This window comes from Dietzia sp. E1, from assembly GCF_014145015.1.
Taxonomy (GTDB): domain Bacteria; phylum Actinomycetota; class Actinomycetes; order Mycobacteriales; family Mycobacteriaceae; genus Dietzia; species Dietzia cinnamea_A.
Window position 1 is genome coordinate 1 of sequence record NZ_JAALDU010000572.1, and the last position, 10,793, is coordinate 10,793.

Here is a 10,793-nt window from a genome sequence, read left to right on the forward strand (position 1 = left end):
GGGTCGGCGCTGGTGCTGCTCGACGCCGAGCGCGCCGAGGCGGTGGCCCTGGGCGCGGGCCTGGGATCGTTCCGCCCGGCGAAGGTCACCGGATCCGACGGGGGTGACGACGACGAGAAGTCCGATTCCGTGCGGGTGTTCGTCGCCGAGGGGGGCGCGGACGCCGTGGCCCGGGCCGCCACGATCGCCGAGTGCGTGGGCCTCGCGCGCGATCTGGTCAACACCCCGCCCAACCTGCTGTTCCCCGGCTCGTTCGCCGATCGTGCCGCCGAGCTGGGGCGCGAGGCCGGGCTCGAGGTCGAGGTGCTCGACGAGGCCGCGCTGGCGGAGGGCGGCTACGGCGGCATCCTCGCCGTGGGCGGCGGCTCGTCCCGTGGCCCGCGCCTGGTGCGCCTGACCCACCGCGGTGGCGAGGGCCGTCCCCGGGTGGCTCTGGTGGGCAAGGGCGTCACGTTCGACACCGGGGGCATCTCCATCAAGCCGGCCGCGGGCATGGAACAGATGACCATGGACATGGGCGGGGCGGCGGCGGTCGTCGCGACCGTCGTCCTCGCCGCGCGTCTGGGACTGGATCTCACCGTGGTGGCGACCGTGCCGATGGCCGAGAACATGCCGTCGGCCACCGCCTACCGGCCGGGCGACGTGCTCACCATGTACGGCGGCACGACCGTCGAGGTGCAGAACACCGACGCCGAGGGCCGGCTCATCCTGGCCGACGCGATCGTCCGGGCCTGCGAGGACTCCCCCTCGCATCTCATCGACACCGCCACCCTCACCGGCGCGCAGATGGTGGCGCTGGGCAAGAAGACCCCCGGCGTCATGGGCACCGACGAGTTCCGTGACCGGGTCGCCGAGCTCAGCCGCGAGGTGGGTGAGGGCGGCTGGCCGATGCCGCTGCCCGAGGAGCTGCGCGACGGGCTCGACTCGGAGGTGGCGGACCTGACCAACGTCACCCCCAACCGCTGGGGCGGCATGCTCTCGGCCGGACTGTTCCTGCGCGAGTTCGTCGGCGAGGGCGTGGAGTGGGCGCACATCGACGTCGCCGGCCCCGCCTACAACGACGGCGGCCCGGAGGGGTACCTGCCCAAGGGCGGCACCGGCGTGCCGGTCCGCACGATGCTCGCCGCGCTCGAGGACATCGCCGCGGCGGGCTGACCGCCCCGCCGTACCGGACCCGGTCAGCGCCCGTCGGCCTCGCGCATCTGTTCGCGCAGCCGGCGGGCGCGTTCGCGTTTCTCGCGGGTGATGCGGACCTGCTCGTAGTCGCGCATCCGTTGGGGGTAGCCCTGGATCGAGGCGTCGAAGAGCGGCAGCTTCAACCGCGCGGCGAGCTTGCGGGCGGTGGCGACGTCGCCGACCGGGCGGCGGGTCCACTCGCCGTCGAAGGCCACCAGGCACAGGCCCGGTACGGACACGAGCGTCTCCGGCTCGAGATAGGCCTCGACCCCCACCCTCGTCCGGCACCACCGGCGGAGGTGGTCGAGGTCGGCCGGGTCGGCGGCGATCGTCCGCCGACGACGCCCGAGCAGGTCGCGGATCCCCACGGTCGGCCTCCTCCCGTCGGCCCCCCGTCCGGGGTGGGGCCGGTCACGCCGGTTCGATCGTACCCATCACGAGCAGCGCGGATCGCGTCGCCCGGCGTGGGATTCGACGCCCGCCTCGGGTCGGATCGGGGCGTCCGACGACACCGTCCAGTGGCAGAGGGCACAATGGACGGCGATCGTCCGGTCGGGTCGCCACAGCGGGTCCGTCCGAGGCGCTATCGACGAACAGACAGTAGACCCACCCACGACGCCGCTCACAGCGGGCGCTGACCGCGCCGGGGAGCAGCGCCTCTAGACCTCTCGAGGAGTCACGACACCATGGCCTTCTCCGTACAGATGCCGGCTCTCGGTGAATCCGTCAGCGAAGGGACCGTCACCCGCTGGCTCAAGAAGGAGGGGGACACGGTCGAGGTCGACGAGCCATTGCTCGAGGTCTCCACCGACAAGGTCGACACCGAGATCCCCTCCCCCGCTGCGGGCACCCTGCAGAAGATCGTCGCCGAAGAGGACGAGACGGTCGAGATCGGCGGCGAGCTGGCGGTCATCGACGACGGCTCCGGCGGGTCCGACGACTCGGGCGACGACGCCGCGGACGACTCCGCCGACGCCGATCAGGCCGAGCAGGCCGACGACTCCGCGGACGAGGACGACGCGCCCGCCGAGGAGCCCGCTCCGAAGAAGTCCTCCGGCGGCTCCGGCGGCGGCAAGGGCACCGACGTGACCATGCCCGAGCTCGGCGAGTCCGTCACCGAGGGCACCATCACCCGCTGGCTCAAGTCCGTCGGCGACACCGTCGAGGTCGACGAGCCCCTGCTCGAGGTCTCCACCGACAAGGTCGACACCGAGATCCCCTCCCCCGTCGCCGGCACCCTCCAGCAGATCGTCGCCGAGGAGGACGAGACCGTCGAGGTCGGCGCCACCCTCGCCGTCATCGGCGACGGCTCCGGCAGCGCCGACGACGCCGACGATGCCGACGACGCCGACGACTCGGCCGACGCGCCCGCCTCCGACGACCAGGGTTCCGAGGACGCGTCCGACTCCGCGGACGAGGACGACGCGCCCGCCGAGGAACCCGCTCCGAAGAAGTCCTCCGGCGGCTCCGGCGGCGGCAAGGGCACCGACGTGACCATGCCCGAGCTCGGCGAGTCCGTCACCGAGGGCACCATCACCCGCTGGCTCAAGTCCGTCGGCGACACCGTCGAGGTCGACGAGCCCCTGCTCGAGGTCTCCACCGACAAGGTCGACACCGAGATCCCCTCACCCGTCGCCGGCACCCTCCAGCAGATCGTCGCCGAGGAGGACGAGACCGTCGAGGTCGGCGCCACCCTCGCCGTCATCGGCGACGGCTCCGGCAGCGCCGACGACGCGGACGACTCGGGCGATTCCGACGACCAGTCGGCCGAGGAGCAGAACGCGACCGACGCCAAGGACGAGGGCGTCGACGCCTCGGGCGAGGACGAGGTCCCGGAGGACACCCCCTCCCAGGAGACCGAGGCCGCGGCCAAGGCGGAGAAGAAGGCCGAGAAGAAGGCCGAGAAGCCGGCGCCGAAGAAGTCCTCCTCGAACGAGTCGGCCGACGCCGTCCCGCCGCGGGCGGAGCCCGCCGGGGCCGCCAAGTCCGGCAGCTCGCCGTACGTGACCCCGCTCGTGCGCAAGCTCGCGCAGGAGCACGGCGTCGACCTGGACTCCGTCAAGGGCACGGGCATCGGTGGCCGGATCCGTAAGCAGGACGTCCTCGCGGCGGCCGAGGGTGCGGGGACCGACTCCGGTTCCGAGGCACCCGCCGAGAAGAAGGCGCCCGCCGGCGGCCCGTCGACCGCCGGGGTGCGGCCCGAGCTCGCCGAGCTGCGCGGCACCACCAAGAAGGCCAACCGGATCCGCAAGATCACGGCGCAGAAGACCCGCGAGTCGCTGCAGACCTCGGCCCAGCTCACGCAGGTCTTCGAGGTCGACATGACCCGTGTGGCCCAGCTGCGGTCGAAGGTCAAGGAGCAGTTCGCCGACAAGCACGGCGTCAAGCTCACCTACCTGCCGTTCTACGCCAAGGCGGTCGTCGAGGCCCTGGTCTCGCACCCGAACGTCAACGCGTCCTACGACGAGAGCTCCAACGAGATCACCTACCACGGTTCGGTGAACCTCGGCATCGCCGTGGACACCGAGGCGGGCCTGCTCTCGCCGGTCATCCACAACGCGCAGGACCTGGACATCCCGGGGCTGGCCAAGGCGATCATCGACATCGCCGACCGGGCGCGGACGTCCAAGCTCACCCCGGACGATCTGCAGGGTGGCACGTTCACCATCACCAACATCGGCAGCGAGGGTGCCCTGTTCGACACCCCGATCCTCGTCCCGCCGCAGGCGGCGATGCTGGGCACCGGCGCGATCGTGCGCCGTCCCGTGGTGGACGCGGACGCGGACGGCGAGTCGATCGCCATCCGGTCCATGGGCTTCATGCCGATGACGTACGACCACCGCCTCATCGACGGTGCCGACGCGGGCCGCTTCCTCACCACGGTCAAGGACCGCCTGGAGAAGGCCGAGTTCGAGGGCGACCTCGGGCTGTAGTCCCACCGCCGGCTCCGCCGACCACGCGACGGGCGTCCTCCCTTGTGGGGAGGGCGCCCGTGGTCGTCGTCGCCCCACCCTCCCGGGCCGCGCGCGCCCGCGCGGCCTACCCTGGTGTCATGTCTCACACCGGTCAGTCCCTGCGCCGCGACCCGGCCGCCCCGGAGATCCGGCGGCTCGGCACCGTCGAGTACTCCCCCACCTGGGACCTCCAGCGCACCCTGGCCGAGGAGCGCGCCGACGGGCGACGCGGCGACACCGTGCTGCTCCTCGAGCACCCCGCCACCTACACCGCCGGTAAGCGGACGGAACCCTCCGACCGGCCGGTCGACGGCACCCCGGTCGTCGACGTGGACCGCGGCGGGCGCATCACCTGGCACGGCCCCGGTCAGCTCGTCGGGTACCCGATCATCGCGCTGACCGACCCGATCGACGTGGTCGAGTACGTGCGCCGCGTCGAGCAGGCCCTCATCACCACCTGCGCCCGGCTCGGCGTGGAGGCCGGACGCGTCGACGGCCGCTCCGGCGTCTGGTGCGCGGCCTCGGACGGGCGGCCCGAGCGCAAGATCGCCGCGATCGGCATCCGCGTCCAACGCGGGGTGACGATGCACGGTTTCGCTCTCAACTGCGACTGCGACCTGACCGCGTTCTCGCGGATCGTGCCGTGCGGGATCGTCGACGCCGGGGTCACCTCGCTGACCGCCGAACTCGGCCGCACCGTCACCGTGTCCGGCGTCCTCGATGACGTCACCTCCGACTTGGTGGAGGCGCTCGACGGCCGACTGCCCGTGTCCTGAACCACGCGTAGGCTTGGTGACGTGACTGTGACTCCCGAGGGCCGCAAGCTTCTGCGCATCGAGGCCCGCAACGCCGAGACCCCCATCGAACGTAAGCCGTCGTGGATCCGTACCCGTGCCACGATGGGCCCCGAGTACAAGGAGCTCAAGGGCCTGGTGCGGGGTGGCGGTCTACACACGGTGTGCGAGGAGGCCGGCTGTCCCAACATCTACGAGTGCTGGGAGGACCGCGAGGCCACGTTCCTCATCGGCGGCGAGCAGTGCACCCGTCGCTGCGACTTCTGCCAGATCGACACCGGCAAGCCCTCCGCTCTCGACCGTGACGAGCCCCGGCGCGTCGCCGAGTCGGTCCGCGAGATGGGCCTGCGCTACTCGACCATCACCGGCGTCGCGCGTGACGACCTGGACGACGGGGGCGCCTGGCTCTACGCGGAGACGGTCCGCAAGATCCACGAGCTCAACCCCAACACGGGGGTGGAGAACCTCATCCCCGACTTCAACGGCAACCCCGACCAGCTGGCCGAGGTGTTCGAGTCGCGCCCCGAGGTGCTGGCGCACAACCTCGAGACGGTGCCGCGGATCTTCAAGCGGATCCGGCCCGCGTTCCGGTTCGAGCGCTCCCTCGATGTGATCCGCGCCGCTCGCGACTTCGGCCTGGTCACCAAGTCCAACCTCATCCTGGGGATGGGCGAGACCACCGAGGAGATCGTCGACGCGATGCGGGACCTCCACTCCGCCGGGTGCGACATCCTCACCATCACGCAGTACCTGCGCCCCACCCCGCGGCACCACCCCATCGACCGGTGGGTCAAGCCGGAGGAGTTCGTGGAGCTGTCCGACCAGGCGCGCGAGATCGGCTTCGCCGGTGTCATGGCCGGCCCGCTCGTCCGCTCCTCCTACCGCGCCGGTCGCCTGTACGTCCAGGCGCTCGAGCACCGCGGCCAGGAGGTGCCCGAGCACCTGCGGCAGCTCACCTCGGAGGGCTCGGCGTCGCAGGAGGCCTCGAGCGTGCTGGCCCGCGAGGCCGCCCGCGCCTGACCCGGGCTCGCACACCCGGCGCCGCAGCGCCGCACCCGCCGCGCTCCTCCCGCCGCCCTCGCCCCGTCACCCTCGGGGCGAGGGCGGCGCGGTTCTCTGACCGCGCCCTACGCCACGTATCCTGAGGGGTATGGCGAAGAGCGAGGTCAGCAAGGCGGACAAGAAGGCGGCCCGGGCCGCACGGCGCGCGGCGGGCAAGGAGCAGCGCGGCCAGATGTGGCAGGCGCTGAAGATCCAGTCCAAGCAGGACAAGCTCCTGTGGCCGCTGATGATCGGCGCGGTCGTGCTCGCGACGGTCGTCTTCTTCCTCCTCGGCACCCTGTGGGGTGGCGAGTGGTGGATGCTGCCCCTGGGCGTGCTCGTGGGCCTCATGCTCGCGATGGTCGTGTTCTCGAGGCGCGTGCAGAACACCGTGTACGGCAAGGCCGAGGGCCAGCCGGGTGCCGCCGCGTGGGCGCTGGACCAGCTGCGGTCGGGATGGCGGGTCAACCAGGCCGTCGCCGCCACCACCAGCTTCGACGCCGTCCACCGCGTGGTCGGCCGCTGCGGGATCGTGCTCGTGGGCGAGGGTCAGCCGCACCGGCTCAAGCCGCTCATGACCCAGGAGAAGAAGAAGGTGGCCCGCGTCGTGGGCGACACCCCGATCTACGAGCTGATCGTGGGTGACGACGCCGACGCCACCCCGGAGCAGGTGCCGCTGCGCAAGCTCAACCGGCGCCTCACCCGGTACCCGATGAACATCAGCCGCGCCAAGGTCGACGCCCTCGACACCCGTCTGCGGGCCCTGAGCACCAAGACCGGCGTGCAGAACCAGATGCCCAAGGGCCCGGTCCCCCAGGGCGCGAAGGTCCGCAACATCCAGCGCAGCGCCCGCCGCCGGGGCTGACCGGGCTCAGTCGACGCCGCCCTCGCCGCCCACGCCGCCCACGGCGAGGGCGGCTCAGCCGGGGCGGTTCAGCGGGAGCGGATGAGCGCCGTGCCGGTGGCGCGGTCGTGCATGCCGCGGCCGTCCTCGTCCTGGATCAGCGGGGGCAGCAGGAAGAAGATGAACACCACCCGCACCAGCGAGCGGACGAAGCCGACGCGCTCCTCCGCGTCCACCCGGGCGGTGCCGATCCCGAGCACGGCCTGACCGGGGGTCTGGGCGAACAGCCACACGCAGACCACGCCGATCACGCCCCACACCAGCGGCACCGCCCAGCTGGACACCGCCGCGAGCGAGTCCCCGCCCAGCGCACCGGGCCCGCCCACCGACACGATCGCGGCGACCAGTCCGTAGGCCAGGAGCCAGTCCACGACGAGGGCTCCGAAGCGGACGCCGAGCGGGGCCATCGAGCCGGGGCCGGACTCCGGCAGACCGAGGTTCTCGCCCTTGAACTTCTGCTCCGGCCCGCTGCCGGACGTGGGTCCGGACAGCCACGATCCCGCTACATCACGCATGGAGCCAGGGTAGCCCGGCGACCTGCCGTTCCCCATGTCGGCGGCCCCCACCCCACGCGACTAGGCTTGCCCCATTGGGAGGGACGCCCCCCGGCCGTCTCACGTAACACCGGCGAAACATTCGCTTGACGACCGGGCAACACCTCGCCCATATCGTGAGGTCACCGCACGACGGGGGACACCGGTCGCCCGCCGCACTTGAAGAGACGAGGAGCGAATCGTGGCATTCTCCACTCCGGACGAGGTCATCAAGTTCATCAAGGACGAGGACGTCGAGTACGTCGACATCCGGTTCACTGACCTGCCGGGCAACGAGCAGCACTTCACGATCGCCGCAGCGGCGTTCGACGAGGATGTGTTCGAGGACGGTCTGGCCTTCGACGGCTCCTCCATCCGGGGTTTCCAGTCGATCCACGAGTCGGACATGATGCTCCTGCCGGACGTCGCCACCGCGCGCCTGGACCCGTTCCGCCGGGCCAAGACGCTCAACGTCAGCTGCTTCGTCCACGACCCGTTCACCCGTGAGGCCTACAGCCGCGACCCGCGCAACGTCGCCCGCAAGGCCGAGGAGTACCTCGTCTCCACCGGTATCGCCGACACGTGCTTCTTCGGCGCCGAGGCCGAGTTCTTCATCTTCGACTCGGTCCGCTACGGCTCCGGCACCAACCACGGCTTCTACGAGGTCGACTCGAGCGCGGGCCACTGGAACAGCGGCGCGGGCTCCGAGGCCGACGGCTCCCCCAACCTCGGCTACAAGGTCCGCGAGAAGGGCGGGTACTTCCCCGTCGCCCCGTACGACCACTTCGTCGACCTGCGCGACGAGATGTCCACCAACCTCACCAACGCCGGCTTCGAGCTCGAGCGCTTCCACCACGAGGTCGCGGGCGCCCAGCAGGAGATCAACTACAAGTTCAACACCCTGCTGCACGCCGCGGACGACGTCCAGCTCTTCAAGTACATCGTCAAGAACACCGCGTGGAAGAACGGCAAGTCCGCCACCTTCATGCCCAAGCCCCTCTTCGGTGACAACGGTTCGGGCATGCACGCCCACCAGTCGCTGTGGAAGGACGGCCAGCCGCTGTTCCACGACGAGTCGGGCTACGCCGGACTGTCGGACATCGCGCGCTACTACATCGGCGGAATCCTGCACCACGCGCCGTCGCTGCTCGCATTCACCAACCCCACGATCAACTCGTACCACCGGCTCGTGCCCGGTTACGAGGCGCCGATCAACCTCGTGTACTCGCAGCGCAACCGCTCGGCCTGTGTGCGCATCCCGATCACGGGCAACAACCCCAAGGCCAAGCGCATCGAGTTCCGTTGCCCCGACTCCTCGGGCAACCCGTACTTCGCGTTCGCCGCGATGATGATGGCCGGCCTGGACGGCGTGAAGAACAAGATCGAGCCGATGGCGCCGGTCGACAAGGACCTCTACGAGCTCCCGCCGGAGGAGGCCGCGGACATCCCGCAGGCGCCCACCTCCCTGCCCGCGGTGATCGACCGTCTCGAGCAGGATCACGAGTACCTCACCGAGGGGGGCGTGTTCACCGAGGACCTCATCGAGAACTGGATCTCGTACAAGCGGGAGAAGGAGATCGCCCCGGTCAACCTGCGGCCGCACCCGCACGAGTTCGAGCTCTACTACGACTGCTGAGCGCCCGGCGATCTGATCGCCGTCCCTGCATGATCCGGAGTCCGTAGCCCCGGAAACCCGAAACGCCCCGGCCCCACGGCCGGGGCGTTTACGGTTGTGCCAGGTAGCACTGGTCGCCCGGAGCACCACCGGGCGGTGGGCCGGGAAGGAGCCGGGATCACCATGGACACGGACGCTTTCGACTTCCGCAGCGCCTCCCCGCGGGCCAGGCCGCTCAAGGTGGTCGCCGCCGCCCTGGACCCCGAGCACGATCCCGACGCCGACAGCGAGGGTCAGGGCTACCCGGTCCTGCTCAAGCTCTCGCGGGTGCTGGACCCCGAGGAGGCCCGCCTCATCCTCGAACGCAACCCCTTCCTCCACGCCACGGCCGGATCCCGCAAGCTCATCGCCATGGACACGTCCGTGGAGACGCTCCGGGAGCAGAAGGACCGCCTGCAGCTGCTGCTCGCCGAGGTCGAGGCGGACGCCCTGGCCGAGCAGGCGCGGCGGCGTATGGAGGAGCACCGCGCGGCCGAACTGCGCGTGGCCGAACTACGACGTCGCAACGAGGTCCTCGGCGAGATCGAGTGGTGACCCGGGACCGGATGGGAAAAGTCCGCCGACGTGGGAGAATCCGGCCATGAACTCGCCGCTGCGCTCCCGTTCCGCCACCCGCACCGCGCGGTCCGCGTCCGGCGCCGCCCAGTCCGCCGTCGACCACCCGGCGCTGGAGTGGCTGGCCCGCGCGGGCTTCGTCATGAACGGCGTCGTCCACCTGCTCATCGGCTGGATCGCCGTGCGGATCGCCCTGGGCTCCGGTGGCGGCGAGGCCTCCAACTCCGGCGCGCTCGCCCAGATCGCCTCGGCACCGGGCGGCACGGTGATGCTCTGGGCTGGCGCGGCGGCGTTCATCGCCCTGGGCCTGTGGCAGGTCGTCGAGATGCTGCTGGGGTCCGAGGAGGCCTCCGACCGGCTCAAGGCCGGCGCGAAGGCCGCCGTCTACGTGGCCCTGGGGCTGACCACCGCGCGGTTCGCGTCCGGCGGTGGCGGGTCCGACTCGGAGACCGCGTCCGACGCCACGGCCGGCCTGCTGGGCTCGGGCGCCGGGAAGGTGGTGCTGGTGGTCGTGGGCCTCGTGCTGCTCGGCGTGGGCGGCTACCACGTGTACAAGGGCGCGACCGCGAAGTTCGTCGAGGACCTCGAACGCACCGGCCGCGGTCGGGTCGGGCGGGCCGTCGTCATCGCGGGGCGCGTCGGGTATGTCGCCAAGGGCGTGGCGCTGGCGATCCTCGGCGGACTGGTGATCGCGGCCGTCGTCACCGCGGACCCCGAGAAGGCCGGCGGGCTGGACGCCGCACTGCGCACGCTCGGCGAGCAGCCGTTCGGCCGGGTGCTGCTCGTTCTCACCGGCGCGGGCATCGCCCTGTTCGGCGTGTACTCGATGGCTCGGGCCCGGTTCGCCCGCATGTGATCCCCGCGGGCGGCGCCCCGCCCCCGGGCGGCCGGCCTCAGCCCAGCTTGGGGAAGTTCTGCGGGCAGTACGTCCCCACCGCGGCGCCGAGGAAGAACCCCTGACCGTCCGGATCGAGCCCGGCGCGCTCGCCGAGCCAGCCGGACACCTCATCCATCTGCTGACCCCCGTCGAAGCGGCCGCAGGCCTCCGTGGCCGTGGCGACCGGGTCCACGTCCGCGGGCAGCGTCACCCCGCGACGCTCGAGCAGCGCCGCGAAGTCACCGGCGCCCGGAGCGGGCTGGGCGGGCGGGTCCGGCTCGGCG

At 71.5% G+C, this 10,793-nt stretch carries 11 protein-coding genes; 8 read left to right on the plus strand and 3 right to left on the minus strand.

Annotated features, from left to right (window positions below; genetic code table 11):
- Positions 1 to 1,155, plus strand: a 1,155-nt coding sequence (locus G6030_RS15965; protein WP_241724417.1) for a leucyl aminopeptidase, incomplete at its 5' end; no start/stop codon positions are given.
- A gap of 23 nt (positions 1,156 to 1,178) precedes the next feature.
- Here the strand turns inward: G6030_RS15965 and G6030_RS15970 are convergent.
- Entirely contained in the window at positions 1,179 to 1,544 is a 366-nt protein-coding gene (locus G6030_RS15970; RefSeq protein WP_182643780.1) for an oxidoreductase, read from the minus strand.
- A 318-nt stretch (positions 1,545 to 1,862) separates the two neighbouring features.
- Between G6030_RS15970 and sucB the strand changes: the two genes are divergently transcribed.
- The 4 genes from sucB to G6030_RS15990 all read left to right on the plus strand — a co-directional run bounded on the left by sucB (position 1,863) and on the right by G6030_RS15990 (position 6,830).
- Positions 1,863 to 4,109 (plus strand): 2-oxoglutarate dehydrogenase, E2 component, dihydrolipoamide succinyltransferase, encoded by a 2,247-nt coding sequence (gene sucB / locus G6030_RS15975; protein WP_182643781.1) that lies wholly within the window; start codon positions 1,863 to 1,865, stop codon positions 4,107 to 4,109.
- Between the two features lie 119 nt (positions 4,110 to 4,228).
- Entirely contained in the window at positions 4,229 to 4,906 is a 678-nt protein-coding gene (gene lipB / locus G6030_RS15980) for a lipoyl(octanoyl) transferase LipB (RefSeq protein ID WP_182643782.1), read from the plus strand.
- Between the two features lie 21 nt (positions 4,907 to 4,927).
- Positions 4,928 to 5,944, plus strand: a complete 1,017-nt coding sequence (gene lipA / locus G6030_RS15985) for a lipoyl synthase (protein ID WP_043567601.1) — start codon at positions 4,928 to 4,930, stop codon at positions 5,942 to 5,944.
- A gap of 130 nt (positions 5,945 to 6,074) precedes the next feature.
- Positions 6,075 to 6,830, plus strand: coding sequence for a DUF4191 domain-containing protein (locus G6030_RS15990; RefSeq protein ID WP_182643783.1), 756 nt, complete (start codon positions 6,075 to 6,077; stop codon positions 6,828 to 6,830).
- Positions 6,831 to 6,898: 68 nt separating this feature from the next.
- On the opposite strand, the gene G6030_RS15995 is transcribed toward G6030_RS15990, so the two are convergent.
- A complete protein-coding gene (locus G6030_RS15995) occupies positions 6,899 to 7,384 on the minus strand; it encodes an RDD family protein (protein WP_182643784.1) in 486 nt (161 codons plus the stop codon).
- Between the two features lie 220 nt (positions 7,385 to 7,604).
- Here G6030_RS15995 and glnA point away from each other — a divergent pair, with 220 nt between their 5' ends.
- The 3 genes from glnA (at position 7,605) to G6030_RS16010 (ending at position 10,488) form a co-directional block, all read left to right on the plus strand.
- Positions 7,605 to 9,038: a type I glutamate--ammonia ligase gene (gene glnA, locus G6030_RS16000; RefSeq protein WP_182643785.1), complete on the plus strand. Its 1,434-nt coding sequence runs from the start codon at positions 7,605 to 7,607 to the stop codon at positions 9,036 to 9,038.
- A gap of 162 nt (positions 9,039 to 9,200) precedes the next feature.
- Positions 9,201 to 9,611: a hypothetical protein gene (locus G6030_RS16005; RefSeq protein ID WP_182643786.1), complete on the plus strand. Its 411-nt coding sequence runs from the start codon at positions 9,201 to 9,203 to the stop codon at positions 9,609 to 9,611.
- 46 nt (positions 9,612 to 9,657) lie between these two features.
- Positions 9,658 to 10,488, plus strand: a complete 831-nt coding sequence (locus G6030_RS16010; RefSeq protein ID WP_182643787.1) for a DUF1206 domain-containing protein — start codon at positions 9,658 to 9,660, stop codon at positions 10,486 to 10,488.
- Between the two features lie 37 nt (positions 10,489 to 10,525).
- Here G6030_RS16010 and G6030_RS16015 read toward each other — a convergent pair.
- A partial coding sequence (locus tag G6030_RS16015; RefSeq protein WP_182643788.1) for a DUF732 domain-containing protein occupies positions 10,526 to 10,793 on the minus strand: 268 nt, incomplete at its 5' end.